The organism is Leucobacter sp. GX0328 (genome assembly GCF_053567315.1).
In genome coordinates, this window is the sequence record NZ_JBSGPC010000001.1 from 84,336 (window position 1) to 110,469 (window position 26,134).

Below are 26,134 nucleotides of genomic sequence, written 5' to 3' on the forward strand. Positions count from 1 at the left end.
CTTGCTACGACCTGAAATACAAGTGCGCATTCAAGATGCAATTTTCCCACCCTGCCTTGTTTAAGAATCCTCCCTTACCGTCCTCCAGAGCGTGCCCATCGGGAGCGGCGCACTCAACCTGAGCCTGGTCCAGTTAACTCGTGCCGCTCTCGACTGCGATTCGTTTACGATATAGAACCTCTACCCCGCTGCACTTCTGAACGGCAACACTTTCCGGAGACCGCGGATGATGACGTTGGGAGAAAGAGCCACACTCGCATCTACGATCAGCTGAATGACGCAACGACGAACACCGTCGTGTTCGGAAACAGTGTCAGCTCGCCGAGGAGCTGAGGGCACGGTCGCTCGATGTGTGGGTGTTCGGAGAACGCACGACCCACCCGTCGCGTTGGCATCGGCACGTCCACAAGCACGCGCCCGGCACCTCGACGGAGGAATCCCTGAAGCAGTTCCTCACCCGGCACACGCCGTAACCCCGAGAGACTCGCGGCGTGTCGGGCCCGCCCTATTCCAGGATCGGAATCCACCTTCGCAGGTGCTCCCGCAGCGCCTCGTCGCAGACGTACACGAAGGTCCCTCGGATCCCGCGCGTGAACAGCACGGCGTAGATGTTCTTCACGTAGCGTTCGATATCGGCATCGGTGTAGGTGCGACCGCGCATCCTGTTGTTCTCCTTCCCCCTCCTATCGAAATAGTGGGAGCGGTCGAAACGGATCTCTCCTGATTCCCGATCGAAATAGAGATCGGGGCCGATCACGACGCCGGCGTAGTTGAGGTCGTAGCCCTGGAGCGTGTGGATCGATCCGAACTCCTCGAGCGCCCGCTCCGAATGCACCCAATCGACATCTACTGAATTCCAGCGCCACCGGCGGCCCCCGATCTCGATATCGAAAGGGCGTTCATCATATGGAAGCGACTTCTTGCCCTTCGAACGCCACTGCCACGCATAACCGGCGGCGAGGCGCGCCAGCCCGAACTTCTGCTCGCGCTGCCGGATCCGGCGTTCCAAGGCATCAACGGTCTCGAACATCCCGAACTCGTAGTCGCCGAGGTCGGGTAGCTCGGGTTCGTGCCCGCGCAGCACGTCCCTGATGTATCCGACGTAATCGGAACCCGCCTTCACCCGCATCTGCGTCATCAGCGGGAAGAAGCGTTGCCCGGCCTTCGCCTCGCCCACGACCTCGCCCACGACCTCGGGAGGAAGGTCCGCCGGGCGCACCGTCTGCTCCGCATCGAGCAGCAAGATCTGGAATCGGCTCTGCCGGCGGATCCAATCGAGCTGCGTCAGTTCCAATGAATCCGAACCGAAGAGCCGTTCGTTGATCCTTCGAAACTCGCCATTATGCGCCTGATTCGACTGGTTCGCTCGATGGTTCAGCCGATGCGCTTCGTCGACGACGAGCACGTCGAACCGTTCCGTCGAATTACCCACTTCGAATGCCGACATCACCATCGTGCGGTCGAGCCCGGGAGTCCGGTCGAAAACCTTAGCGATCGATTTCTTCAGGGATTGCTGCAGCACCACCATGCCGATGCGGAGGTCGCGGATCATTTCAGGGAAGCCCTGCATAAAGAAATCCGAAATAGGACCGCCCTGCTCGGCGTCCTCGATACCCCGCGACTGGGCGATATCGCAGAGCGTCTTGACCAGGGAGATGCCGACGATCGTCTTGCCCGTGCCAGGGTTTCCCGACACCACAGCGGTCGACGATCGCTGCTGCTCGATGTCCTCGAACAACGTCTTCAAGATCTCGAGGATCGCCCGCTCTTGATCAGGCACCAGCGCCTTGAACGGCGACAGTTTGAAGAAATCGCTGTTCTCGATATCCGCGAACGACGATCGGAACAGTCCCCGATCACGGAGTGCTTCGAAGATCTCATGGAACTTCTGCTGGAACCCAGCCCTACCCGGATATTCAGCGTTGCGGTGTCCGTCATTCGCGTTGATGACGGAGTATTGACCGTCGGAGTAGAACCACTGGATCAGCAGTGACTCGAGGTCATAGCAGGCTGAACGGTGGAAGGTGTCGTCGAGCACGATCCGTGCAACCTCGAGGGACTTCTTCCGGGAATCCTTCTGGTGCTGCGACATGCGGAGCAGCGCGTTGCCGGTCTCCCCGACGTATACCTGTTCCTCGCTGTTGATCGTGTAGACGGCAGGCCAATTGCTCAGTTTCCCGGTCGGGTCGGGGTGCGCCTTCATGCTGCTCTTGTCGAACGGGATTTCCTCGATCTCAAAGTCTATCATGCTTCTCGCTCCGCCCTCGTGCAAGCTCGACCGGATACTTCTCGCGCGTGATCTCGAGCTTCTCCCGAATGATCGTTTCAGGGTCCCAGCCCATGCGGTCGGCGAGCTCGTAACAGTAGGTGAGCACATCGGCGAGTTCGTGTCGCACGCGGTCTGCATCGAAATCGGGCGACCACTGGTACTCCTCGAGCAGTTCCCCCGCTTCGATCGAGATCGACTTGGCGAGGTTCTCCGGCGTATGGAATTGCTCCCATTCGCGTTCGGCGATGAATGCGCGCAGTTCTTCGATCACGGGGTCGCTGCTCATGTCGTCAGCCTATCCAACACCCCATCGCACCGCGGCTATTGCGCACTCGCTAGGTTCATGTTCGATGGATCAAGCGCACTTCACGCACTGGTCCCGGAAGGGTCGAGCTTCGAGCTGGCCCTCCGGAATCGGGCCGCCGCAGACGATGCAGACGCCATAGGTGCCGGCGGCGAGGCGGCCCAGAGCAGCATCGGCCTGACGCAGCGTCGCACGGGCATCCTCGAGCAGCCCAGCGCGTAACGACCACTGCGCCGACAGCGTCTCCCCCTCCGGGTCGTGCTCGTCGTCATCCGATTCACTGCGGCGAGCGCGGGTCAGCGCATCCAGGTCGGCCTCGAGCTTCGCGACGCGTTCGAGCGCGTGCTGCCGCGCCGAAACGAGCTGCGACTCGATCCCTGCCGATACCTCGTCCATGCTTGGCAGTGTAGCCACTCCATGTACCTACGGCGGTTGCGCTTTGAAACATGGCGGTCTGGTGGACTCTCGCCGTCACGCATGAAAAGCATCTACAAGCGCATGCCCCAGCAGCAAGTACTCGCACGAACAATCAACAAATCACTCGACTAAGGCAACAGTTCGAGCATCTGCGGTCGTGCTTTCATTGCGTGGATCACCAGCTCATTGCCGCTATCGAAAACGAGCACGACCGTCTCCAAGAGCCGACCGCGTGTGTCGAAACCAAGTCGTAGCTGTCGCGCTGGACTATCCTCGTCCAATTCCTCGATCCAGATTGCCCAAGTCGCAGCCTGAATCGCATCTTCACGTAGAATTCCGTGTTTCAGCGCCGAGTCATGAATGTTCACGCTGCCGAAAGGTGGAGTGCTTCACGGATGACCTCCGACCGTGACTTGCCCTCGCGTTCAGCACGCTCGTCGATCACGGCGATCTCTTCAACTGTGAGCCGAAGTGCGATCACCTGAGACGGTTCAGCGCCACGCCCCGGGCGCCCGCGGCCACGCTTCTTCAACATCGCAACGTCATAACCGACTTCGGCTTCTGCCGCCCAGGCACCGATCTGCTCCTCGGTGACGGGAACCCCGTTGATCGTCTCACGCTTGCCCATGCCATTAATGTATAACGAAAATCACGGCCAAACAAGGGAATTCTCCACGGGGGCAGATCCTCGGGCTCGCATCAATCAATCAGACAGTAGCGAGTCCGCCGCCTCGAAACGAGCAACGTCTGAATCCCTGCCGATGCCCCACTCATGCTTGGCAGTGTAGCCACTCCCCTGAGCACTACGATCGAGACCATGGCTATCGGTTCGACGATTCACGTGTTCGCAGTGCAACTGGCCGATGTCGACCGGGGCGTCTACGAGAACTTCTCGCTGCGGGTCGCGCGCCATCCGTCGGAGACCGACGCCTTCATGATGACGCGTCTGCTCGCCTACTGCCTCGAATACCAGGAGGGCATCGAGTTCAGCGCCGGGGTTTCCACAACGGATGAGCCCGCGGTGCTGGTGCGCGATCTCACCGGGGCGATCACCGGCTGGATCGAAGTCGGAGCACCCGACGCGGCGCGCATGCATCACGGCAGCAAGCTCGCCGGCTACGCCACCGCGTACACGCATCGCGACCCCGAGAAGGTGCTCGCGTCATGGAGCGGCAAGACGATCCACCGCTCCGAAGATATCGTGCTGCACAGCTTCGACCCGCGCTTCATCGAGGACGCGACCCGCGCGCTCGAACGCCGCAACGAGATGTCGCTCTCGGTGACGGAGGGCACGCTCTTCCTCGAACTCAACGGGGTCTCGCTGAGCTCCGCGGTCGGCACGCACCAGCTGCCGTAAGAATCACGCGGCTTCGAAGACGCCGCTCACTGTCGCGGAGACTGTGATCTCGGGAATGGTGACCTCTGCTGCGCCTGCAGAACCGCCCGCTCGTGCAGGCATCGGCCCGGCCCCGTTCCCGCCGGCCGGTGCGTCTGAGATGCTCGTGACGCTCTCGATTCGCTGTTCGAGCGCGTCGGCGTAGTCGTCGGCGATGGCACGAGCCGCGGCGACGGCGGCCTTGCGCATGAGGCGCTCGCTCTCCCGTCGGGTCGCCTCAGTCAGGGCCCAGTCGACGCTCGCCGTCAGCCCGGCTTCGGCGAACTCGGTGACGAGCGCGCCGACGAGCGACAGGTTCGATAGCTTCACGCGCACGCGGCTCGCAGTGCGGTGCTCGATCACTGTCTGGTTGTTCTTCCCCTCCGCATAGGTCTTGTAACTCCAGGCGCTGATGGGATCGGCCGCGTGCCAGGTGGCATCGCCGTTCGCCCGCAGCTCCTGCGCCCGCTGCACCGCCCAATTGTGGTTGCGCGTCGCGATCTCGATGCTCTTGCGCCGGTCGCGCGAAGCTACCGAGATGTTCACGGTGATCGTGGCGCGTTCGGCGAGCAAGTGGGTTTCACCGGTGCCCGTGGCATGGATCGTCGTCATGAAAACACGGTAGCAGTGGACCGCGATGACCGGACACGGTGTTCGCGTCGCACCAACCATGCCTCACGCGTCGTCCTCGTCCTGAGTTTCGAGGACACGACGGAGGCATACTCCGATGGCGACCGCCACCGACGGAACCGCGCCCGAGGCAGCCGGCGCCTGGGTTACCGCTTCAGCAGCGAGGTGGACATAACGGTGCACCGCATGCTGCGCGGCTTCCCGCGCCGCTCGCTGTTCATCGCTCCCGGGCTTCGCGTCGACCACGGCACGGCATGCTTCGAGGGCATCGCCGAGGCCCTCCCTCGAACGGTCCCCCTCCGCACTCCTCCCGACGAAATCGGAGAGTGCGCGCACATAGAACTCGCATCGATCGAGCGACGCGAACCGCTCGTCGAGCGACTCGCGCTGGGCGTGATGCCGATGGGCCCGGGGATTGACCCGTCCGCTCCGGCGGGCTTCGTCGAGATCGGCAGCCACCGCATCGCGCGCGACATGCAGGTGCGCGACGGAGGATCGAAATCTGCCTTCGTCTCCCTCTCCGCGCACGAACAGTTCCGTCTCGCGCAGCGCCTCGGTGATCGCGCGTCTCAGATCCGACAGACGGGCATCGGCCTCGGCGAAGTAGAGCGGCGGCACCGCCACCCACTGCACGACCAGCCCGAGGGCTGCGCCGAACGCCATGGTCACGAGATACGAGACAGAGAAGTCTTCGCCCTCGCGCCCGCTCAGCAGCAGCACGAGCACCCCCGCGATGGGCACCCAGTCGCCTCCGGCGCCGAGCACCTTCAGCCCGCCGAGCGCGACCCCGATGCCCACAACGACGGCGATCGCCGCATACGAGGGCGCCCCCGCATGAACGAGCCCGAGCGCCCCGAGGCCGAGCGCGATACCGAGCGCGAGCCCGATCAGCACCTGCACGCCCGCACGCACCGAATCGAGCACCGTCGCGTAGACGCTGACGAGCGCACCGAGCGGCGCATAGTACGAATACTCGGATTCGGCGAACGGCACGAACGGAGCCAGCACCCACGCGAGCGCGGCGGCGAGCGCGGTCTTCAGCGCGAGCACCCAGCGCGAACGCCGCGCCAAGCGTCGCACTTCCTGCTTCGCGCGCTCGTGCACCGGGCGCGCACGATGCGCGAGCCGCCGCAGCGATAGCCTCATGCACCCCGAACCCCGGCCGTCTCCATTGCTGCGCCCCTCCCGTTGCCACCTATCCCGCTCGTACGCAGAAACTACGCCGATGCCTCGCCCTGCCACAGGGCCTTGCCGGTTCGTACCGCGCACGCCACAATGCCCGTCACCGAGATCACGACGGCGACGGGAGCCGATCGGTATCACCGTTTGCCCTCGGCGAACGCATTAGCACTCCCCATGCGCGAGTGCTAATCTAATCTCAAGTTGAGCCACCTAGGCTCAAGTTTTCAGATCAATCCGAAACACAGTCGAAAGGTGATGCAAAATGGCTACGTACAACCCGATCCGCGACATGGAACGCTTCGCCGACGCGCTGCTCGAGGGATCGACCCGAGGCCCGCGCCGCATGCCCATGGACCTCTACCGCGACGGCGACAACTATCTGCTGACGGCCGACATGCCGGGAATGGACCCCGGCTCGGTGGACATCGACGTCGACGGGCAGCTGCTCACCATCCGCGCCGAGCGCACGCTGCCGAAGGCCGAGAACGTGAAGTGGATCACCCGCGAACGCACCCCGGGCAGCTTCCTGCGCCAGCTCAACCTGGGCCAGGGCATCGACACCGAGCGCATCACCGCGAACTACGACAACGGTGTGCTCAGCGTCACCATCCCGGTGAGCGAGCGGGCGAAGCCGCGCAAGGTGCAGGTCTCGACCGGCGCCCCGGCGGGCGTTGACACCTCAGAGGTCGTGGTTTCCGAGGCCTAAGGGTCTGATGTTCGAAGGTCCCGGCGGGAGCAATCCCGCTGGGACCTTCTGCCGTTCGGGCGGGTGGATCCTGCGATCCGCTGCGCGGCCGCAGGATGACCAGAGGATGGGCACAGCCTCAGGATGAAAGGACCACGCCGATCACCGGGCGGCGGCTCAGTAATCGGCGGTCGGCAGGCGCATCGGCTCGACGAACACACGCCTTCGGTCGCGCACCCAGACGGCCCCGTCTGCGCGATGCTCGGCGCGAGTGGCGAAGCGGTACCGGTACGAGAGCACGCGCACGTACTGCGGCGTTTCTCCGTCAAACGGGTCGTACCGCAGCATGCGCAGCGTCGCACTGTCGGCTGCGAGCAGTCGCATGAGCAGCACGCCGAACCACTCGGGCAGGGCGTGCCCAAGCGGTAGGAACCACATGAGCCAGTCGAGCCGCAGGTGGTACGGCGCGAACTGGCGCGGCATCCGCCGTACGTCGCCGGGCTTGCCCTTGAACTCGTACTCCCGCCAGTCGTCGGCACCGGGCTGCTCGGCTGCGCTCCCCTCGATGATGATCTCGATCCGCTCCTTCGTGACGGTGCCGAACGCCCCGTAGGCGTTCGCGAGCTGCCAGCGGTTGAAGCTCGCGTTCATGAGCTGCCGCTTCGCGAACAGATTGCGCAGCGCCGGCACGCTGATGACGAGGTACAGCGTTCCCACTGCAGTCGTCATGACGAACCAGCCCCAAGGCAACCCGTCGATCCCTGCAACCGACACTGCGTCTCCGGCGGGCGAAGTCGACCCGGAAGCCGGCCCAGATACAGCGCCCCACACCGACTGAGCAACAGGCGCCGACACGGCCGAGAACGCGAGCACGATGGTCGCCCAGTTCAGCCAGGCGAAGTTGCCCGTCAGCACCAGCCACGCCTGGGTCGCGATGACAATGCCCGCCGCGGCCGTGCCGATGATCGCCGGCACCGGGCCGGGCACGACGAACCCGAGCAGCGCGGCGAACAGGAAGAACGGCACGACGAGCTGCGCGAAATGATTGCCGAGCACCTCGCCCTGATGGAACCACCGCGGCAGCAGGTGCGCCTGGCGGCTCAGCGGGCCGGGCATCGGCTGCGTCTCGTGGTGGTACGTCAGCGCGGTGAGGTCGCGCCATTCGCGCCCGCCCCGGATCTTGATCATGCCCGCCCCGAACTCCAGCCGGAAGACGAGCCACCAGAACAGTACGATCACAACGGTCGGCGGCGGCTGGCTCCCCGATCCCAGGAAAGCAGCCAGGAACCCCGCTTCGAGCAGCAGCATCTCCCAGCCGAAGCCGGTGAACGTCTGCCCGAGGCTCGTAATCGACATGTACCCGAGCCATAGCGCGAGAAACGCGACCATCGGCAGCCACGGCGGCCCGAGCTGCGGAACGCCCAGGACGAGCAGGGCGCCGACCCCGATGCCCGCCCAGCACAGCGCGACGAGGCGCTGGTCGGTGTAGCGGACGCGCAGGAAGAGCGTCGGTTTCAGCAGCTTCGCGCGCGACGGCGATGAGCGCGCCCACTCGAGCAGGCCCGGGGCGGGCAGCAGCCCGTGCTCGCCCGTGAGCGGGCGGAACTGGTTGAGCATCGACACGAACGCGATGACGTACAGCGCTGCCACGCCGCGCTGCAGCACCTCCCGCGCGAGGAAGAAGTCGACCGCCGCGAATCCGTCCATGCGCCCAGGCTACGCGCTCGCTCCCGTCACGCCACCGCCTTGACGCGAGGCACCGCGAGCCATCTCTCGAGCGCGGCAACGGCATCGCGCCCGGCGCGGTTCGCGCCGACGGTCGACTGCGACGGCCCGTAGCCGATGAGGTGCACGCGCCGATCGGCCGCGACCTGCGTGCCCCGCACTTCGATGCCGCCGCGCGAGTTCTGCAGCGAAAGCGGGTCGAGGTGCGACAGCGCGGGCCTGAACCCGGTCGCCCACAGGATCGCGTCGACCGAGGTGAACGAGCCGTCGGCCTCGCGCACGCCGTGCGGCTCGATGGCGGTGAACATGGGGCGGCGCACGAGCGCACCGCGATCCCTCGCCGCTCGCGCGTACGGCGTCCACGCGAGCTCGGTGTACGACACGACGCTGCGCGGCGGGTTGCCGGCCTCGGCATCGGCAGTCACCTTCTCGATGGTCTCGCGCCCCTCGACCTCGGGGCTGAAGTCGCCGTCGCGGAACACGGGCTCGCGCCGGGTGTACCAGGCGACCGTCGCGACCCGCGAGATCTCCTCGAGCAGTTGCAGCGCCGAGATGCCGCCGCCCACGACGGCCACCCGCTGCCCCGCGAATTCGTCGAGCGACACGTACTGCTGCGTGTGCAGTTGCCGGCCGAGAAAGGTCTCGGCGCCGGGATACTCGGGCATGAGCGGGTTCGTCCAGGTGCCGGTCGCGTTGATGATCGCGCTCGCGCGCCACGGGCCGATGCTGGTCTCGATCGACAGGGATCCCGGAGCATTGCCGCCCCGCTCCCCTGCCGGGTCATCGCGCACTGCGAGCACATCGACGGGCCGCACGATCGGCAGCCGCATCTCGCGCTCGAAGGCGGCGAAGTACGCGGGCACCGCCTCGCGGCTCGGCGTCGCCGGGTCGACTTCGGTCTGCCTGAAGCCGGGCAGGTCGAAGATGTGGTTGACGGTCGCCATGGTGAGCGACTGCCACCGGTGCTGCCAGGCGCCGCCGGGCGCGCTCTCTGCGTCGAAGATCACGAAGGAGCGGCGCGGATCGGCTCCCGCTTCGAGCGCACTCGTGTAGCCGCGGCGCTGCAGGTGGTACCCGGCGGAGAGCCCGGCCTGACCGGCCCCGATCACGACGACGGCCGCCTCGCGCGCTGCCTCACGGGGCGTGCCATCGGGACTGCGCATGGGTCGACCTCTCGTCGGGTTCGTGGAGCATGCCGGGTTCGTGGAGCGTGCCGGGTTCGTCGGGATGCACGTGCTCGCGCACCCGCTGCTGCAGGCGTTCGGCCGCGGCGGCATCCGGTGGAACATCGGCGCCGTGCGGCGTATTCCGGGGCACCGGGCGGTCTACCGAGACGGAATACCCGACCGCAACGTAGAGTTGCCCTGAGGAGGGCGCATCGCGACCCGAAGAACCACAGGCAGTGAATCGCAGACCCGGTGAGGAGCCCCATGCGCCCGTATCTCGACAAGGTCATCCCCGAGGCGTGGAAGGCGGCCGGCGTCTTCTCGAACACCATCCGGGCGGAGGCGCTGAAGCACGGCCTCACGCCCGAGGAGTCGGAGCTCGTGAAGGTGCGCGCCTCGCAGATGAACGGTTGCGCCTTCTGCCTGAACCTCCACACGGAAGAAGCGCGCGATGCCGGGGTGCCGCAGCAGAAGCTCGACCTGCTGCCCGCCTGGCGCGAGGTCGCGCTCTTCACCGAACGCGACAGGGCGGTGCTCGCCATCGCCGAGGCCGCGACCGCGCTCCCGATCACCGAGGACGCGTCGGCCGACCTCGCCGGAGCCCGTCACGTGCTCGGCGATGACGCGTTCGTCGCCGCCGAGTGGGTCGCGGCCGCGATCAACGCGTTCAACCGCATCTCGATTCTGAGCCAGCACCCGGTGCGCGAACGGAAGTAGCGCCCGGAGGCGCTGATGGATTCTGCGATTCGCTGCGCGAACGCAGTACGACCAATTGGGCGACTCGCACGCAGAAAGACCGACACGAGTGCGGGAGCCGGCATCCCTCGGGATGCAGCGGACCCGCGCTCGCGCTGGTCAGACTGTCAGAAGAGGACTACTGCGCGTCGTTCCACGACCAGATGTCGTCGCCGCGCAGCGTCGCATCGGCACCGCCGTCGAGGTAGATGGTCTGGCCCGCCATGTGCGAGTTCTGCTCGCTCGTGAGCCAGACGAGCAGGTCGGCGACGGTCTGCGGCGACTGGTGGTAGTTCAGCGGCATCGGCACCGCACCGTCGACCATGGCCGCGCCCTCGGGGGTCGCGAGCAGCCCCTGGGTCATCGGGGTGATGACGGTGCCGGGGGCGACGGCGTTCAGCGGAATACCGCTGCCGGCCCACGCCTCGCTGATCGACTCGCGGCGCACCCAGCGCGAAACGGCGCGCTTCGACGACGGGTAGTTGAGGTAGCCGGACTCGGGGCCCTGCGCTTCGAGTGCCGCACCGATCTCGAGGGCCTTCGCCTCGTCGCCGGCGAGGCCGGCCTCGACGAGGTCGGCCGACACGGGCTGCAGCGAGGCCATCGACGAAATGGTCGCCGCGCGAGGCGCCGACGAACCGCGCAGCGCGGGCAGCATGGCGGTGAGAAACTCGGTGACGCCGAAGAAGTTGATCGCGAAGGTCTTCGCGATCGGGGCCGAGATGCCGGCGCAGGCGATCACGCCGTCGACGGTGCCGCCAGCGAGTTCGCTCGCCTTCGCGGCGGCCTCGGCACGGCCTGCGGTGTTCGAGAGGTCGGCGGTCACGTCGACGTCTTTCAGGTCGACGCCGATCACGGTGTGGCCGAGATCGCGCAGGGTCTGGGCGGTGGTGGCGCCGATGCCCGAGGCTGCTCCGGTGACGACATAGGTGCGTGTCATGGGGTGCTCCTTCATGGTGGTGAATACCTGTGGTGGATCCCTGGGGTGCAGGGTGTCTGGGGGCGATCCCGGTTCTGCAGGGATCACCGAGGCTCTATCCCGACGCGCGCAGGGCGCGGGTGAAAGCGATGATCGAGGCGACGTCGCTCGTGGGGGCCGCGTCGAGCGCGTGCCGCACCATCTCGACGCCGGCGTCGACGAGCGCTTCATATGCGCGGGTGCCCGCGAGCGTGAGCGCGACGTCGGTGGCGCGGCCGTCGTGCGCGGCCTGCGTACGCGTGATGAACCCGGCGGCGGCGAGGCGCGCGAGGCTCTTGCTCATCGTGGGCCGGGTCACCTGCAGCTCGGCGGCGAGCTGCGCCGGGCGCGCACCGCCGCCGAATCGACCGATGGTGTGCAGCGTGCGCACATCGCTCTCGCCGATGTCGAGGCCGATGCGGTGCGCGATGCGCGACTGCACCTCGGTCGACGACCACGACGAGACCAGGGCGACGATGGCGCCGAGCAGCTCTTCGGCGGGCGTCGCTCCCCCGCCCGCGCGCAGCGCTTCGGCGGCCGACTCGTGCTGGTGCATACCCTCAGCATACGCCGATAGTTGCCAAAAGCAACTACTGTTTCGGAGCCCCCTGACCGGGGTAGGTCACGGCCCCCCCGGGCCCGATCACGGCGCCCCCGCTGAGCTCGGCGAGCGCCGCCTCCCCCGCCCCGATCACGTGGCGCACGGTGCCGCCCGCGGCGATCAGATGGTCGGCGATGATGCGCCGATGGCAGCGCCACCACACGGCCTCCGAGCACATGACCGCCGTGCGGCGCTCGGCGCCCTCGCGGCGCAGCTCGACGAGCGCCGTCGCGAACTCCGGCGACAGCGCATGGTCGGCGTAGTTGTGGAAGCTGCGGTTCTGCCACCACGCGTTCACCTCGAACGGCACCGTGCGGCTCACGGGCCGGCGCCCGGTGAGCGCCTCGAAGCGCCCGAAGCCGACGCCGATCGAGGCCAGCGACGCCCGCAGCGCATCGGCGTCGAACTGCGGGTAGCGGCGCGATCCCTGCAGCTTGCGCACATCGACGACCCGTTCGATGCCGTGGCCCGTCACGAGCTCGAGAAACTCGTCGAGCTCGTGATTCGAGTGCCCGATGGTGAAAATCGTGCCTGCGGTCAAGATGCCACCTCGCTGGAATCATCGTAGCTCGGCGAGCGCACCGGCGTCTCGGTCCGCTCATTTCTCGAGCCGGGATGCGAAACGGCCCGGGCTTGCTACTATGAGCACGGCCCTCATGCCCGCATGAGGCGCCGGGCGACGCCCTCGCGTGCGCGCCCGACTCAGGCATCTCGCACGATTCGCCACAGATGTCGGCGATTCGCGGCACCCGAAAACTGGAAAGGAGACGCACCCCGGGCCTCTCGCCGGCGCACGACCGTGCGCCCCCAGTGGCCCAGGTTCGCAATCCATGCACACCGTTCGATTCACCACTTCCATCTCCGACTACAACTTCACCCCTCCGACTTAGCGACTCGCTCTTCTCGTCCACGACCGGCATGCACCGCAGCACCCGGTTCTTCAACGATCAGAAAGCGAGACATTCCCGGTGGAAAATCTTCACCCCCTGTCAGGGCCGGTCACGGTCCTGCTCATGCTGCTGTTCTTCGGCAGCAGCCTCTTCATGTCGATCCGCATCTCCCGCAAGCGCGAGAACGCCGACGGGTACATGACCGGCGGCGGCAAGATCGGCTTCGGCATCTCGGCCGCCTCGATGACGGCGACCTGGATCTGGGCGGCCTCGATGTACGCCTCCGCGACCTCCGGCTACACCTACGGCCTGTCGGGCCCCATCCACTACGGCCTCTGGGGCGCCCTGATGATCCTGCTCATCTACCCCTTCGGGCGCCGCATCCGCCAGGTCGCGCCGAATGCGCACACCATCGCCGAGGTCATGTTCGCACGCCACGGGCGCTCCAGCCAGCTCATGCTGGCAGGCTCCAACGTGCTCGGCAGCCTCATCAGCCTCACCTCGAACCTCATCGCGGGCGGGGCGCTCATCTCGATGCTGTCGCCGTTCAGCTTCACGCAGGGCATCGTCGCGATCGCGGTGGGCGTGCTCGCCTACACGCTGTGGTCGGGGTTCCGCGCCTCGGTGCTCACCGACTTCGCGCAAGTGATCGCCATGCTCGGAGCGGTCGCCATCATCATCCCGGTGATCTTCTTCGCGGCCGGCGGGCCGGGCCTCTTCGAGGTCGGCGCGAAGCACCTCACACCCCAGCAAGGCGACTTCTTCTCGTCGGACGCGTTCTTCAACCAGGGCGCCCCCTACATCGCTGCGGTGCTCGCCTATGCGATCGGCAACCAGACCATCGCGCAGCGCCTGTTCGCGGTGCGGGAGGATCTCATCAAGAAGACCTTCATCACGGCGACCGTCGGCTACGGGGCGACCATCATCGGCATCGGCATGCTCGGCGTGATCGCCCTGTACGCCGGAATCGAGCCGATGGGCGGCGACGTCAACAACCTCATCCCGCAGATGGCGTCGACCTACCTCGGCCCGATCCTCATCTGCGTGTTCTTCGTGATGATCATCGGGTCGCTGTCGTCGACCGCCGATGCCGATATGACCGCGCTCGCGTCGATCACGATGGCCGACATCTACGGGCAGAACATCGCCGGCAAGAAGAACGCGAACCCGAAGACGATGCTGCTCGTCGGGCGGCTCACCATGGTGGGCGCGACCGCGGCCGCGCTCGGCTTCGCGTCGATGCAGTTCAACATCCTCGACCTGCTCGTGTTCGTCGGCGCGCTCTGGGGCGCGCTCGTGTTCCCGGTCATCGCGAGCTTCTACTGGAACCGCGTCACGAACCTCGCGTTCAGCGCCGCGGTGCTCGCCGCACTGGCGTGCTTCATCCCGGTGCGTTTCGAGTGGATCCCGCTCGCCGGCGGCCTCGGCGTCGTCGTCGACGTGCTCTCGGTCATCGGCATCGGCGTGGTGCTCGGGCTCATGGCGTTCGGGTTCTTCGGCACCCGGGTCGCGCTCGTCGTCGGCACGGTCGCGACCCTCGCGTCGGCGCCGTTCGCGATCGGCTTCCTCCACACCTACCCGGTGCTGGCGGGGTCGCTCGTGGCCTACGCGGTGAGCACGATCGTGTGCGTCGCGCTCACCCTCGCGAACCGCACGCGGCGGTTCGATTTCGGGCTCATCCGGGAGCGCACGGGCGAGTTCGACCCGGCGCCCCGGGCCGCATCGCTCGAGCACCCGAACGTCGACACCGCCGAGCTCGAACAGGTGCTGCGCACCGGCAGCGCGACGCTCACCGAGAAGGAGAACCGATGACCACGCTATTGCTCACCGTCTACGTGCTGGCCTGGCCCATGATCGTGATCGGCACGCTCGCCGTCATCGTGCGCGCGTTCGCGAAGGATGCGCGCCGGGCGAAGCAGGAGGGCCGCAGCATCATCTGACGGCCCAGCGATCCCTGTCGAGGTGCTGCACAGGCTCTCGACAGGGATCGCCCCCGTTCAATGCCCGGCGGCCCAGGCCTGCCAGCCCGCCTCGCTGAACTCCGGGCTCTGCAGGCGGGCGCGCAGCGACATCGAGAAACCGTTGTCGCGGTCGAGGGCGAGCTGCCACGCGGAGCCGCCCGAATCGGCGACGTACTGGTAGAACGAACCGGCCGCCGCGTAGGCGATCCACGCATCCTGGTTGCGCAGCGCCTCCTCGCTCATGGCGTACTCCCCGTTCGCGGCGATCGCCTGCCCGACCTCCTGAAACTCGAAGTAGTCGCGGCCCACTCCCGCGGCGTTCTCGAAATAGCGGGCGAAACCCTCCGCCGGTGCCGGCTCCTGATAGCCCCAGTAGTCGTACGGCACCGCGGCCTCGTGCAGCACATGCGCGAACTCGTGCACGAAGGTCGACTGCCGCTGGTCGGCGCTCGAGGGCCCCATCGCGACGAGCGAGCCCGACGATGTGCTGCCCGTCGCCACCCCTGCCGGGATCGTGTCGCTCGGATAGTCGGGCCGCTGGGTCGAGCGCGCGAAGCCCGCGACATCCATCGTCCAATCCAGCTCGTCCTTCCCGAGCCAGGTGTTGAACCCCTGCTCGTCGTCGGTGATGACGGCGACGAAGCCGTCGACCGGCGACGTGCCCCCGATGTTCGCGAGCGTCGAGAGCGTCAGCTCGGCCGACTGCTCGGCGAGATCGATGTTCGCATCGACCAGCGCCGCCTCGTTCGCGAGCCCGTACAGCACGACATGATCGCGCTTCGCGACATAGATATCGCCGAAATCCCACGGCATCGGGAACAACGGCTCCCAATCGGTGATGGTGAGATCGTCGTCGTCGCCCTCGACCGTCAGGGAGTACGGGAAGTTCTGGGTCAGCATCAGGCCCGAGTCGGGCGAGCCGCTGCCCCGGATGGGGTGCGACGAGAACGCGAGCTGCACGCCGAGCGTCAGCACGTGCTGGTCGTTCTCGCCGATCCCTGCGGTGGCGAAGCCGACATCCCAGCCGATCGCCTTCGTGCTGTCCCACCAGCGCGACATCTTATCCTTCGCCGCACCGCTCGAGTAGGCGAGGAAGGCCTCCTTGTCCCCCGCTTGCATGGCTTCGCTGATGCCTGCCTCCCATGCCCAGGCGAGCGACCCCAGGCCGGTATCGGCCGCCGGCAGCGAGTCGTACATGTACTCGGTGGGCAGCTCGGCGAACTCGCCCTCCGGGGTGTCCGGCAGCAGCAGCGCCGTGGCACCGCCGATACCGGCCAGCGCCAGAGCGGTCGCACCGGCGATGATGATCTTCGCGACCCGGGCCTTCGTATTGCGACTCTGCGGTTCGGGGCTCGTCACGATGCGTCCTCCTCGATCATCTGGATGCTCACGATGCGGTTGGAGGTGGTCTGCTCCGCATCACCGGTGACCTGCACCCCGATGAGCGTGAGCACATAGGTGCCGCTCGCCCCGCGGATGAGGTATTCGCGCAACGGCGGAGCCGACTGGTAGGCCATGCCCGGATCGAGCTGCACCAGCTCGGGCGGCATCTGGGAGGCCTGCATCGCATCGATCGGCGGGAAGCTCATCGCCATGTCATCGAGGTCGACGTTGTCGCCGAGCGCGATCGACCCCTCGTCCCAGAAGCAGAACGAACGCACCTCTGCTTCTGTGCGCGAAGCCGTCGACACGTCTTCGAGCAGATTGGGCGCCGCGAAGCAGTAGGTGTCGTCGACATCCTCGATGAACGGGACCTCGATATCGGTCTTGAAGTACTCGGTCCCCTCGTTGCCCCCGCTCTCGCCGTCGGTCGGCAGCACCAGGCTGGTGACGCGCCACGGGCCGATCGCGCTCGGCTCCTGGCCCGTCGCACGCGCGGGCACGTCGTCGCCGTAGTAGAAAGGACGCGACAGCCAGACCGTCTGGTAGGCGGTACTCGTAGCCTCCACGCCGTCGAGCGAGAAGGTGTATGTGAGCTTGAGCTTCGCATGCGCGAGATCGGCCGGCAGATTCGGCAGATCGGACTGGAAGATCAGCGGCCCGAGTTCGTAATCGATCTTCAGGTCGAGCGCCTTCGCCGTCGTGGATTCGCCGAGGATCGGAGACCCGAGCACCACCTTGTCGAGCAGCTTCTGGTTCGCGAAGTCGCGCCACTTCGCGTCGCCCTTCACGGAGTTCGAGACGAAGCCCTCGAGTGCTTCGTTCGCCTGACGCTCGTGCGCTGTGCTGCTGTGGTTGAAGAACGCGACCGCTCCCGCGGCGGCACCGAACACGAGCACGAGGCACACCACCAGAGTGATGATCGTGCCGCGGGTCCAGGCGCTCGGCCCACGCGGCACGAGGGGCTGCGGGGCGTACTGACCCGGCTGGGCCGCGTACTGGGCCGGCAGCTGCGCGTACGGGCCGGGCTGAGCGGCGTACGGTGCCGTCTGCTGCTGCGCGTACTGCGCCTCGGCTTGCGCAGTGTGCTGCACCTGCATCGGCGCCGCGGCCTGGGCCGGCTCCGGAGCCTGCGGCACCGGAGCGCGATGCTCGGTCCACGCCGTCCCGTCCCAGTAGCGCAGCTGGCTCGGGTTCTCGGGGTCGGGATACCAGTCAGCTGGGGGCGTCGCCTCGGGGCTCACGTGCACCAACCTCTCCGTTCAAGTGGGCCGGCAACGTCGCATACGGTGCGGCAAACCCCATCCTAGAGGTCCCGCGCGGCCTGCACGGGACCTGCAGCGCGGATGCACGAGCACCGCTCCCCGTCTGCGGCCCTGCGCTCAGTTGCGGTCGATGATCATCTCGATGACGGGCTCACCGGTCTCGGGGTCGTCGACGAGGATGTAGGCGAGGCGCCCCTCCACCGCTTGCCCGTTGTAGGTGTACGACTCCTCGACCCGCAGGTCGTAGAGACCGTCGCGGGCCTGAGACGCTTCGAGCGTCGTCGACCGGTAATCGGTGACGGTGAGGCCGTCGAACATCTCCGGGGAGCATTCGCCGCGCTCCTCGCGCAGTGCGGCGCTCGTCGACGCGTCGTAGAGCGCGCAGTCCTGCTTCTCGTACGCCTCGTTGAACTGCTGCACGACGAACTCGAGCCGCTTCGCCTGCTCGGCGTCCACCGGAGTGCGCTCGACGAGCGGCGCGAACCGTCCTCCGCCCTCGCCCTCCTCGGACGACTGGCCGGGCGCCGTCTCCGCGCCGCCGGCCTCCGCGGGCGAGTGGGTCGCGAGGCTCATGCCGAACGCGATGCCCGAGCCGACGACGCCGAGTGCGACCGCGCCGGCGATCGCCCACGCGACGCCCGCGTGACGCAGCTTCGGCGTCGGCGATCCCTGCAGCGCCTGCGCCCCCTGAGGCGCCGTGGACTGGGCTTGCGGCGGCTGCACCTGCAGCGCCTGGGGCACCTGCATCTGCGGCACCTGCGGTGTCGTCACCTGCTGAGCGGCCGCGACCTCGGGCTCCGGGGTGTGCGTGTGCTCGGTCCACTGCCGGCCGTCCCACCAGCGCAGCGTACCGGTGTCGTCGGGGTACCATCCCGGTTGCACGGAGTTCATTTCGTTCCTCGGATTCGGCGGATCGGCGATACGGGCGGACGACTCACTGAGTCGCCATGTAGCGGTAGGTGCGCATGAAGGCGTCGGGGTCGGAAGGCGCGCCCGACCCTTCAGAGTCGACGTCCGAAGACTCGAAGAGGCGCACCATGGTGTTCGACGCGTTCGCGCTCTTCGGCACGTAGAAGACTCCCACCGTGCGCACGGTCTCGCCCTCGGGGAAGTCGGTGTTCGGAATCTCGGGCTGGTCGAGCGCCACCTGCACGATATCGACCGGGTAGAGGTTGCCCGCCTCGTCTTCGAGCTCGATCATGCCCATGAGATCGACGCTCAGGTTGAGGTCTTTCGCGTGGTTGATGATCTCGAAGTCGACGATGGCGAGCTTCTCATCGTCTTCGAGCATCAGATCGGCCCACGGGTCCTCGGCGAGCGCCTCGGCGGTGGCGTCGAAGTTCACGCCCGTCACGCGCACGGTGGCCTCGTTCTGAATGGGCCGCGTCTCGATGGGCTCGGATTGGTCGAGATTCAGGTACTTCATCGTCGCGTCGGTGCCGGGCGGCAGCGGATGCTCGAAATCCGAGCCGTCGCCGTACTCGATGACGGCCTCCCCCTCGGCGGCCCCGGAGCCTTCGGGCGACTCGGAGGCCTCCGCGGCGGCGGGAGCCTGCGCCGCCGCGCCGTGTGCGCCGGCGCGATTCGCGACGGTCAGCACCAGCAGCACCACCATGAGCACGACGCCGAGGCCGATGAGAACCCAATACCAGGGTTTGCCGAGCACGGAGGGCTGCGCAGGTGCGTTCATTCCCACTATTTTAGTAGGGCGATGCGCCGAGGATGCGGTACTAGACAATGTCAGTGCAAATGCCATGCGTCCCCCATCAAGACCTGGTGCGTCGAGGTGCCCGTCGTCGCCCCGGATCCCCCGGGGCCTAGCCGAGCGGGCCCTTCCGAGAGAAGATGAGAGCATGTTCGAAGCAGACGTCGCCCATATCGCCCAGCACAGCTCGACGGGTGCGCTGCCGCAGCAGGACCGGGTCGGCGAACTCGTCGCCGAGGCCCATGAGCGATACGCCGGAGCGAACGCGAGCGACGGGGCGGTCGCGGACTACATCCCGATCCTCGCCCGGGCCGATGCCGACTGGTTCGGGCTCTCGCTCTTCGCCGCCGACGGCGCGAGCCATAACGCGGGCGATACCGGCATCGCGTTCTCGATCCAGTCGATCTCGAAAGCATTCGTGTTCGCGCTCGTCTGCGATGCGCTCGGCCACGAGGCCGTGCACGACGTCATCGGCGTGAACAACACCGGGCTCGCTTTCAACTCCGTCGTCGCGATCGAGCTCAACGGCGGCAGCCCCATGAACTCGATGGTGAACGCCGGTGCGATCGCCACGACCGCCCTCATGCCCGGCAAGGACTCCGACGCACGGTGGGACGCGATCCGGAGCGGCCTGAGCCGCTTCGCCGGGCGACCGCTTCTGCTCGACGGAGAGGTGTACCGGTCGGAGAGTTTCACCAACTACCGCAACCACGCGCTCGCCCGCCTGCTGCAGAGCTACGACCGTCTCGCCATCGGCCCCGACGAGGCCGTCGACCTCTACACCCGCCAGTGCTCGCTGGCGGTGACGGCGCGCGACCTCGCGGTGATGGGCGCGACGCTCGCCTGCGGCGGCATCAACCCCCTCACCCGCGAACGCGTCGTCTCGGCCGAGACGAGCCGCGACACCCTCGCCCTGCTCGCCTCATGCGGCATGTACGAGCGCTCGGGCGAATGGCTGTACGAGATCGGCCTCCCCGCGAAGTCCGGAGTCTCGGGCGGCATCGTCGCGATCTCGCCCGGTAAGGGCGCCGTCGGCGCGTTCTCGCCTCCGCTCGACTCCGCGGGCAACAGCGTGCGCGGGCAGCGCGCCTGCGCCTACCTCTCCCGCTCCCTCGGCCTCAACCTCTTCGCCTCCGCGCCGCGGGCAGACATCGAGCCGAACCCCGGCCCCGATCCCTTCCAGTCCCCCGTCCGCGAAGGAGCGTCCCGATGACCGCACCGGCCCCCGTCGACCCGATGCCCGAGGAGCGCCGTTCCTGGGCACCGATGGTCGGCCTGTTCCTCGCCCAGGTGCTCATGTCGTTCAACGTCGCAGCGCTGCCCATCTCGCTCGGCGGAATGGTCGAAGACTTCGAGGTGCCCCCGACCACGGCGAGCACGACCATCGTGGTCTACGGCCTCGCGGTCGCCGCCCTCGTGATGACCGGCGCGAAGCTCGGGCAGCGCGTCGGCTGGGTGCTCATCTTCCGCATCGTCGTCGCCGTGTTCGCGATCTCCTCGCTCATGATGATCTTCTCGCGCAGCATCACCTGGGCGATCGGCGGCCAGATCCTCGCCGGCGCCTCGGCCGCGATCATCGTGCCCGCGCTCGTCGCGCTCATCGCCGAGAACTACCGCGGCGCCCAGCAGGCCACGGCCGTCGGCTCCCTCGGCTCCGCGCGCGCATTCTCGGGCATCAGCGCCTTCCTCATCGGCGGCACGCTCGGCACGCTCGTCGGCTGGCGCCCGGTGTTCTTCGTCACGCTCGGGCTCGCCGCGATCGTGTTCGTGCTGAGCTTCAAGCTGCGCGGCGACCGCGGCAACCCGAACATCCGCATCGACCTCGTCGCCTCCGTGCTCATCGGCGCGGCGATCGTGCTGCTCACCCTCGGCTTCAACAATCTCAACGGCTGGGGCATCCTGCTCGCAGAACCCGGCGCCCCGTTCTCGGTGCTCGGGCTGTCGCCCGCGCCCGTGTTCGTGGTGCTCGGCGTGGTGTTCGGGCAGCTGTTCTTCAGCTGGACGCGCAGGCGCATACGCCTCGGCAAGGTGCCGCTCGTCGACCTCGGCGTGCTCAAGGAGCCCACCGAGCGCGCGGCGATCTACGCCATGTTCATCATCGTCGCGATGGAAGCCTCCGTGAACTTCACGGTGCCGACCTACATCCAGGTCGTGCAGGGGCGCACTCCCCTCGACACGTCGCTCGCGATGATGCCGTTCAACCTCACCGTGTTCATCACCGCGACGCTCATCGTGCGCTTCTACCACCGGTACAGCCCGCGCACGATCGCCCTGTTCTCGTTCGCCCTCACGACCGCGGCCCTCGTCTGGCTCGCCTTCGTCGTGACGAACAACTGGGAGACGCTGCCCACGATCCTCGGTCTGATCGTGTTCGGCATCGGGCAGGGCGCGCTCGTCACCCTCGTGTTCAACGTGCTCGTCACGGCCGCCCCGAAGGAGCTCGCCGGCGACGTCGGCTCGATCCGCGGCACGACCCAGAACCTCGCCAGCGCCGTCGGCACCGCGGTCATGGGCGCCCTGCTCGTCACGACCCTCAGCCTCGGGTTCACGCAGGCCGTGACCGATCACGACGAGCTGCCGCCCGAGATCATGGAAGAGGTGCAGCTCGACGAGGTGAACTTCATCAGCAACGACGAGCTGCGCGCGAAGTTCGCCGAGACGAGCGCGACCGATGCGCAGATCGACGCGGCCGTCCAGATCAACGAGGAGCAGCGCCTGCGCACCCTCAAGCTCGGGTTCCTCGTGCTCGCGGGCCTCAGCGCGATCGCCGCGCTGCCCGCATCGCGCCTCCCCCGCTACCGGCCGGAAGAGATTCCCGACCCCTCCGTGTCGGCCGGACCGGGTGGGCCGGCAGAGCCGTCAGAGACCAGGTCATAGCGCACGCCCCGCCAGGAGGCGCCGGCGCCCGGTGCGCCCGGTGCGCCCGGTGCGCCCGGGCGCCGCTTCACTGCGGGTGCGGGGTCTCGCCGTTCTCGAGCATGGTGAGGATCCGCGAGAGGCGGTTGCCGCGGGTCGTCGCGTTCGACGCGGTCATGAGCCGATGCAGCACGGCGTAGCGGTTGGCGCCGTTGAGCGAGGCATAGGTCGCCGCCGCACGCTCGGATGCGGCGAGCGCCGCCGCGAGATCGTCGGGCGTTTCGGCGTTCGCGGCGCCGGCATAGGCGCGATCCCACCGGCCGTCGGCCTGCGCCCGATCGATCTCGGCCTGACCGCGCGGGCGCATGCGGCCCGCGGCGATGAGCTCGGCGACGATGCCGATGTTGCGCTGCGACCACATCGACGCGCGGCGGCGCGGGGTGAAGCGCTGGCGGAAGGTGGCGTCGTCGATGCGGCCCTTCTGCCCGTCGATCCACCCGCTGCACAGCGCCTCTTCGAGCGCCTCGGCGTAGTTCAGGGTCGTCGGTTCGACGGTGCCCTTCTTCGCGAGCACCAGCCAGACCCCGTCGGAGTCGTCTTCGTGCGCGTCGAGCCAGGCCCGCCACGCGGCGGTATCGGCCAGGGTGAGCAGCGGCGGCATCGCATCGGTCATGGGGTCTATCGTACGGGCCGTGGCGCGTTGGGCGGCAGGCCGGCGAGCGTACGGGCGCTGAACGAGCGTGCAGCGAGATCACGGTGTTCCAGGTGCACGCTCGTCATTCGACTGCACACTGGCGGGGCCTCACCCGCGCACGCCTCGAGGGGCGAGATTTCGCGGCGATCCATGCAGAAATGGGCTATTTCTCGCCCCTCGAGCACCCTCGGGCGCTCGCTGCCCGCGGGCCGGCCCGCGCCGCCCCGCGCCGGCCCGCTCCACCTCGTGCCGCACCGGCGCAGACAGCGGCGGCAACGCAAAAGCCCCGATCTTCCGGGGAATATCGGGGCTCGCACTGTGGCTGGGCTACCAGGACTCGAACCTAGAATGACGGTACCAGAAACCGTAGTGTTGCCAATTACACCATAGCCCAATAGCGGAAATCCTCGCTCCGAAGAGCTCGGCACCAGGAGATTACTTTACCCGCGCCTCACCGGAAGTACAAATCAGGCCGCGGCCCCCGGGCGCGCCCCGCACTTCCTGTGAGTCCCGACCGCTCCCGCCGAACAGGCGTACCGTAGAAGTACGCCCTCATCGAGGAGGTGTGAGATGCGACACACAGCGAAGGTCACGACGACCCGGAAGTACGACGAAGCGGTGCAGCACCACTGGGAGCAGCCGCACTACGGCACGCCGACCGAAGCGCCGAACGGCCACGGCACGATCACCGGATGGCCTCCGGGCAAGACGCTCGACCGGCCGGTGCTCGACGGCGCGACGCAGTGGAAGCAGTCGATGGTCGACGCCGACAACCCGTGGCGCGGCGTCGCCGACCCCGGCCTCGTCAGACACCCGGAATGGGGCAAGAAGAGCCAGCGGCCACGCTTCCTCTGGTGGCGCCACAAGGGCCACCTCTGGTGATGCGCCCCGGCGGCAGGGCCGTGAACCGCTAGCCCTGCTTGCCGCCCGCCCGCGCCGCGTAGCCACCCGTCGCCCTCCGAGGCACCATGACGACCGGCACGGGCGAGTGCCGCACGATCTTGACGGCGTGCGAGCCGAGCGAGATGCGCGCGAGCAGGCCGAGGCTGCTCGATCCGACGACGAGCACCTCCCCTGCATCCCACGGCACCGCGCGCAGTGCGGCGTGCCAGTCGCGTCCGGCGCCGACGACCACCTCGACGGCCGTGGGGGGCGTCGCGAAGCGCTCGATATCGTCGTGCAGTTCGCGGGTGTGCTCGCGGATCACGTTCTCCCACGCCGCGATCACGTCGTTCTCGGTATCGAAGCCGACGCCCGACTCGGCGAGGCCGCGGGGCCTCGTGTGGAACGACGCGATGCGCATCGCGCACCCGGCCTCGGCGGCGAGCGCGGCGGCGCCGAGCACGAGCTCTCCCGAGGTCTCGGAGCCGCTGTAGGCGGCGGTGACCCGGGTCAGGCGCGAGGCACCGGCGGCGTCGTAGCCGTTCGGCACGATCACGACGGGCACGCTCGCGCTCTGCAGCAGCCCGGTGACGACGGAGCCGAGTTCGGTCTCGCCATCGCGCGACTCGCCCTTCGCACCGACGACGAGCTGCGTCGCCCCGTGCCGCTCGCACACCTCGAGCAGGCCGCGGCGGGCGCTCGAGGCCCGGTGCACGACGTACTCGACGGTGAGTTCCGCAGGGATCGCCGCGCGCGCCGCGTCGAGCGCCGCCTGCGTCTCGCCCGCGACGAACGCCTGGAACTCGTGGTCGGGGTACCCGATCGAGTGGCTCGGCGGCCAGGCGGCCGCGTTCACAGCGGCGACGACGAGCCGGCGCTCCTCGGTGCGGGCGAGGAGCACCGCGGCCGCGATCGCGGCGGAGGAGATGTGCCCGGGCGCGACGCCGACGACGATGCTCATCGTCCGGCCTCCGAGACCCCTGCGAGCTCCGCGGCGCGGGCCGCCGCGATCTCCTTGCCGAGTTCCGAGTGCTTGCGGCCGGTGAAGAAGTACCAGACGAGCACGATCACGGTCCAGACCGCGAACACGACGATGGTGACGAGGCGCAGGTCCTTGATGATCCAGAGGCAGCCGATGATCGAGAGGATCGGCACGACCGGGTAGAGCGGTACGCGGAAGCCGCGCTCGAGGTCGGGTTCGCGGCGGCGCAGCACCATGACCGCGATCGAGACGACGAGGAAGGCGGCGAGCGTGCCGATCGAGGTCATCTCGGCGAGGAAGTTGATGGGCAGCACTCCTGCGAGGATCGCGACGACGATCGACACGATGATGGTGTTCGCGACCGGGGTCATGGTGCGCGGGTTCACCTTCTGGAAGATCTTCGGCGCCATGCCGTCGCGCGACATCGCGAAGAGGATGCGGGTCTGGCCGTAGAGCACGACGAGCGTGATGCTGAAGATGGAGATGACGGCGCCTGCCGCGACGACGGTGCCGGGCCAGCTCGCGCCGACGATGTTCTCGAGGATCGCCGAGAGGCCGGCGGCCTGGCCTTCGAAGTCGTCGGTCTTCTGCGCGCCGAGGGCCGTCAGCGCGACCGCGACGTAGACGGTGGTGACGACGACGAGGGCGGCGAGCAGCGCGATCGGCAGGTTGCGGCGCGGGTTCTTCGCCTCTTCGCCGGCCGTGGCGACGGCGTCGAGACCGATGAACGAGAAGAAGATGAGGCCGGCGCCGGTCATGACGCCCGCGAAGCCGAAGGGCGCGAAGTTCGCGAAGTGGTCGACGTTCCACCCGGTGATGCCGACGGCGATGAAGAAGAGGAGCACGGCGACCTTGATGATGACCATGATCGTGTTCACGAGCACCGAGTGCGAGGTGCCGCGGATGAGCAGCATGCAGCAGAGGCCGATGAGGATGACGGCGGGCAGGTTCACGATGCCGCCCTCTTCGGGAGCGTAGAGCAGCGCGTGCGGCAGTTCGACGCCGAGCACGTTGAAGACGAGCTGGTTGACGTACTGCGACCAGCCGACGGCGACCGCCGCCGTCGAGACGCCGTATTCGAGCAGCAGACAGGCCGCGACGCCCATGGCGGGCAGTTCTCCGAGCGTCGAGTAGGCGTACGAGTACGACGAGCCCGACACGGGCACGCTGCTCGCGAGCTCGGCGTAGCAGAGCACCGAGAGGCCGGCGACGACCGCCGCGATCACGAACGACCAGATCACCGCGGGGCCCGCGATCGGCACGGCCTCCGAGAGGATGAAGAAGATGCCCGTGCCGATCGTGCCGCCCACGCCGATGAGGGTGAGCTGGAAGAGCCCGATGCTGCGCTTCAGCTGGCCGCCGCCGTCGCCGGTCGGTACGGGTTTCACACGGAAGAACTGCTCGCGCAGGGTTGTCGCCATTCGGGTACTCCAAGGTCGGTTCAGGGCCGAAGCAACTATAAGCCCTGAACG

General features: G+C 67.6%; 28 protein-coding genes and 1 tRNA gene. 9 read left to right on the forward strand and 20 right to left on the reverse strand.

The window, feature by feature from the left end; translation table 11 throughout:
- Positions 1 to 505 precede the first annotated feature (505 nt).
- The 5 genes from ACUYTF_RS00350 to ACUYTF_RS00370 all read right to left on the reverse strand — a co-directional run bounded on the left by ACUYTF_RS00350 (position 506) and on the right by ACUYTF_RS00370 (position 3,618).
- A complete protein-coding gene (locus tag ACUYTF_RS00350; protein WP_449279177.1) occupies positions 506 to 2,248 on the reverse strand; it encodes a DNA/RNA helicase domain-containing protein in 1,743 nt (580 codons plus the stop codon).
- A complete protein-coding gene (locus tag ACUYTF_RS00355) occupies positions 2,235 to 2,555 on the reverse strand; it encodes a nucleotide pyrophosphohydrolase (RefSeq protein ID WP_449279178.1) in 321 nt (106 codons plus the stop codon). The genes ACUYTF_RS00350 and ACUYTF_RS00355 overlap by 14 nt, the downstream gene beginning before the upstream one ends.
- A gap of 69 nt (positions 2,556 to 2,624) precedes the next feature.
- Positions 2,625 to 2,969, reverse strand: a complete 345-nt coding sequence (locus ACUYTF_RS00360) for a TraR/DksA family transcriptional regulator (protein ID WP_449279179.1) — start codon at positions 2,967 to 2,969, stop codon at positions 2,625 to 2,627.
- 149 nt (positions 2,970 to 3,118) lie between these two features.
- Entirely contained in the window at positions 3,119 to 3,358 is a 240-nt protein-coding gene (locus tag ACUYTF_RS00365; RefSeq protein ID WP_449279180.1) for a toxin, read from the reverse strand.
- Positions 3,355 to 3,618 carry a ribbon-helix-helix protein, CopG family gene (locus ACUYTF_RS00370; RefSeq protein WP_449279181.1) on the reverse strand — a complete coding sequence of 88 codons (264 nt, stop codon included), beginning with the start codon at positions 3,616 to 3,618 and terminating at the stop codon, positions 3,355 to 3,357. The genes ACUYTF_RS00365 and ACUYTF_RS00370 overlap by 4 nt, the downstream gene beginning before the upstream one ends.
- A gap of 189 nt (positions 3,619 to 3,807) precedes the next feature.
- Here ACUYTF_RS00370 and ACUYTF_RS00375 point away from each other — a divergent pair, with 189 nt between their 5' ends.
- Positions 3,808 to 4,347: a YaeQ family protein gene (locus tag ACUYTF_RS00375; RefSeq protein WP_449279182.1), complete on the forward strand. Its 540-nt coding sequence runs from the start codon at positions 3,808 to 3,810 to the stop codon at positions 4,345 to 4,347.
- Between the two features lie 3 nt (positions 4,348 to 4,350).
- On the opposite strand, the gene ACUYTF_RS00380 is transcribed toward ACUYTF_RS00375, so the two are convergent.
- On the reverse strand, positions 4,351 to 4,977 hold the full coding sequence (locus ACUYTF_RS00380; protein WP_449279183.1) for an SIMPL domain-containing protein: 627 nt from the start codon (positions 4,975 to 4,977) through the stop codon (positions 4,351 to 4,353).
- A gap of 63 nt (positions 4,978 to 5,040) precedes the next feature.
- Positions 5,041 to 6,141, reverse strand: a complete 1,101-nt coding sequence (locus ACUYTF_RS00385) for an FUSC family protein (RefSeq protein WP_449279184.1) — start codon at positions 6,139 to 6,141, stop codon at positions 5,041 to 5,043.
- Positions 6,142 to 6,439: 298 nt separating this feature from the next.
- On the opposite strand from ACUYTF_RS00385, the gene ACUYTF_RS00390 reads away from it, so the two are divergent.
- A complete protein-coding gene (locus ACUYTF_RS00390) occupies positions 6,440 to 6,883 on the forward strand; it encodes an Hsp20/alpha crystallin family protein (protein ID WP_449279185.1) in 444 nt (147 codons plus the stop codon).
- Between the two features lie 156 nt (positions 6,884 to 7,039).
- On the opposite strand, the gene ACUYTF_RS00395 is transcribed toward ACUYTF_RS00390, so the two are convergent.
- Both ACUYTF_RS00395 and ACUYTF_RS00400 read right to left on the reverse strand, forming a co-directional pair.
- A complete protein-coding gene (locus ACUYTF_RS00395; protein ID WP_449279186.1) occupies positions 7,040 to 8,569 on the reverse strand; it encodes a lipase maturation factor family protein in 1,530 nt (509 codons plus the stop codon).
- 26 nt (positions 8,570 to 8,595) lie between these two features.
- A complete protein-coding gene (locus tag ACUYTF_RS00400; protein WP_449279187.1) occupies positions 8,596 to 9,750 on the reverse strand; it encodes an NAD(P)-binding domain-containing protein in 1,155 nt (384 codons plus the stop codon).
- Here ACUYTF_RS00400 and ACUYTF_RS00405 point away from each other — a divergent pair.
- Positions 9,749 to 9,955, forward strand: coding sequence for a hypothetical protein (locus tag ACUYTF_RS00405; protein ID WP_449279188.1), 207 nt, complete (start codon positions 9,749 to 9,751; stop codon positions 9,953 to 9,955). The genes ACUYTF_RS00400 and ACUYTF_RS00405 overlap by 2 nt on opposite strands.
- A gap of 62 nt (positions 9,956 to 10,017) precedes the next feature.
- Positions 10,018 to 10,470, forward strand: coding sequence for a carboxymuconolactone decarboxylase family protein (locus ACUYTF_RS00410; protein ID WP_449279189.1), 453 nt, complete (start codon positions 10,018 to 10,020; stop codon positions 10,468 to 10,470).
- 157 nt (positions 10,471 to 10,627) lie between these two features.
- On the opposite strand, the gene ACUYTF_RS00415 is transcribed toward ACUYTF_RS00410, so the two are convergent.
- From ACUYTF_RS00415 to ACUYTF_RS00425, 3 genes are all read right to left on the reverse strand, one after another.
- A complete protein-coding gene (locus tag ACUYTF_RS00415; RefSeq protein WP_449279190.1) occupies positions 10,628 to 11,428 on the reverse strand; it encodes an SDR family oxidoreductase in 801 nt (266 codons plus the stop codon).
- Between the two features lie 94 nt (positions 11,429 to 11,522).
- Positions 11,523 to 12,002 carry a MarR family winged helix-turn-helix transcriptional regulator gene (locus tag ACUYTF_RS00420; protein WP_449279191.1) on the reverse strand — a complete coding sequence of 160 codons (480 nt, stop codon included), beginning with the start codon at positions 12,000 to 12,002 and terminating at the stop codon, positions 11,523 to 11,525.
- Between the two features lie 34 nt (positions 12,003 to 12,036).
- The gene (locus ACUYTF_RS00425) at positions 12,037 to 12,588 is read right to left on the reverse strand and encodes a DUF488 domain-containing protein (protein ID WP_449279192.1); all 552 of its coding nucleotides are present in this window, start codon (positions 12,586 to 12,588) and stop codon (positions 12,037 to 12,039) included.
- A 472-nt stretch (positions 12,589 to 13,060) separates the two neighbouring features.
- Between ACUYTF_RS00425 and ACUYTF_RS00430 the strand changes: the two genes are divergently transcribed.
- Together ACUYTF_RS00430 and ACUYTF_RS00435 are read left to right on the forward strand one after the other, a co-directional pair.
- Complete coding sequence (locus ACUYTF_RS00430) at positions 13,061 to 14,749, forward strand: sodium:solute symporter family protein (RefSeq protein ID WP_449279580.1); 1,689 nt, start codon at positions 13,061 to 13,063, stop codon at positions 14,747 to 14,749.
- A complete protein-coding gene (locus ACUYTF_RS00435) occupies positions 14,746 to 14,877 on the forward strand; it encodes a putative transporter small subunit (RefSeq protein WP_449279193.1) in 132 nt (43 codons plus the stop codon). The genes ACUYTF_RS00430 and ACUYTF_RS00435 overlap by 4 nt, the downstream gene beginning before the upstream one ends.
- 57 nt (positions 14,878 to 14,934) lie before the next feature.
- On the opposite strand, the gene ACUYTF_RS00440 is transcribed toward ACUYTF_RS00435, so the two are convergent.
- From ACUYTF_RS00440 to ACUYTF_RS00455, 4 genes are all read right to left on the reverse strand, one after another.
- Positions 14,935 to 16,257: a hypothetical protein gene (locus ACUYTF_RS00440; RefSeq protein ID WP_449279194.1), complete on the reverse strand. Its 1,323-nt coding sequence runs from the start codon at positions 16,255 to 16,257 to the stop codon at positions 14,935 to 14,937.
- Positions 16,254 to 17,522, reverse strand: a complete 1,269-nt coding sequence (locus ACUYTF_RS00445) for a DUF2510 domain-containing protein (protein WP_449279195.1) — start codon at positions 17,520 to 17,522, stop codon at positions 16,254 to 16,256. Before ACUYTF_RS00445 ends, ACUYTF_RS00440 begins: the two co-directional genes overlap by 4 nt.
- 138 nt (positions 17,523 to 17,660) lie before the next feature.
- Positions 17,661 to 18,434 carry a DUF2510 domain-containing protein gene (locus ACUYTF_RS00450; protein WP_449279196.1) on the reverse strand — a complete coding sequence of 258 codons (774 nt, stop codon included), beginning with the start codon at positions 18,432 to 18,434 and terminating at the stop codon, positions 17,661 to 17,663.
- 43 nt (positions 18,435 to 18,477) lie between these two features.
- Positions 18,478 to 19,233, reverse strand: coding sequence for a hypothetical protein (locus ACUYTF_RS00455; protein WP_449279197.1), 756 nt, complete (start codon positions 19,231 to 19,233; stop codon positions 18,478 to 18,480).
- A gap of 163 nt (positions 19,234 to 19,396) precedes the next feature.
- Between ACUYTF_RS00455 and glsA the strand changes: the two genes are divergently transcribed.
- Both glsA and ACUYTF_RS00465 read left to right on the forward strand, forming a co-directional pair.
- On the forward strand, positions 19,397 to 20,461 hold the full coding sequence (gene glsA / locus ACUYTF_RS00460) for a glutaminase A (RefSeq protein WP_449279198.1): 1,065 nt from the start codon (positions 19,397 to 19,399) through the stop codon (positions 20,459 to 20,461).
- Positions 20,458 to 22,125 (forward strand): MFS transporter, encoded by a 1,668-nt coding sequence (locus ACUYTF_RS00465; RefSeq protein WP_449279199.1) that lies wholly within the window; start codon positions 20,458 to 20,460, stop codon positions 22,123 to 22,125. The genes glsA and ACUYTF_RS00465 overlap by 4 nt, the downstream gene beginning before the upstream one ends.
- Positions 22,126 to 22,192: 67 nt before the next feature.
- On the opposite strand, the gene ACUYTF_RS00470 is transcribed toward ACUYTF_RS00465, so the two are convergent.
- Positions 22,193 to 22,777: a YdeI/OmpD-associated family protein gene (locus tag ACUYTF_RS00470; RefSeq protein WP_434141569.1), complete on the reverse strand. Its 585-nt coding sequence runs from the start codon at positions 22,775 to 22,777 to the stop codon at positions 22,193 to 22,195.
- 340 nt (positions 22,778 to 23,117) lie between these two features.
- Positions 23,118 to 23,192: transfer RNA gene (locus ACUYTF_RS00475), tRNA-Gln, on the reverse strand.
- Positions 23,193 to 23,368: 176 nt separating this feature from the next.
- On the opposite strand from ACUYTF_RS00475, the gene ACUYTF_RS00480 reads away from it, so the two are divergent.
- Positions 23,369 to 23,680 (forward strand): hypothetical protein, encoded by a 312-nt coding sequence (locus ACUYTF_RS00480; RefSeq protein WP_434141568.1) that lies wholly within the window; start codon positions 23,369 to 23,371, stop codon positions 23,678 to 23,680.
- Between the two features lie 28 nt (positions 23,681 to 23,708).
- Here ACUYTF_RS00480 and ACUYTF_RS00485 read toward each other — a convergent pair whose 3' ends face one another.
- Positions 23,709 to 24,641, reverse strand: coding sequence for a universal stress protein (locus tag ACUYTF_RS00485; protein ID WP_434141567.1), 933 nt, complete (start codon positions 24,639 to 24,641; stop codon positions 23,709 to 23,711).
- The gene (locus ACUYTF_RS00490; RefSeq protein WP_434141566.1) at positions 24,638 to 26,083 is read right to left on the reverse strand and encodes an amino acid permease; all 1,446 of its coding nucleotides are present in this window, start codon (positions 26,081 to 26,083) and stop codon (positions 24,638 to 24,640) included. Before ACUYTF_RS00490 ends, ACUYTF_RS00485 begins: the two co-directional genes overlap by 4 nt.
- Positions 26,084 to 26,134 lie beyond the last annotated feature (51 nt).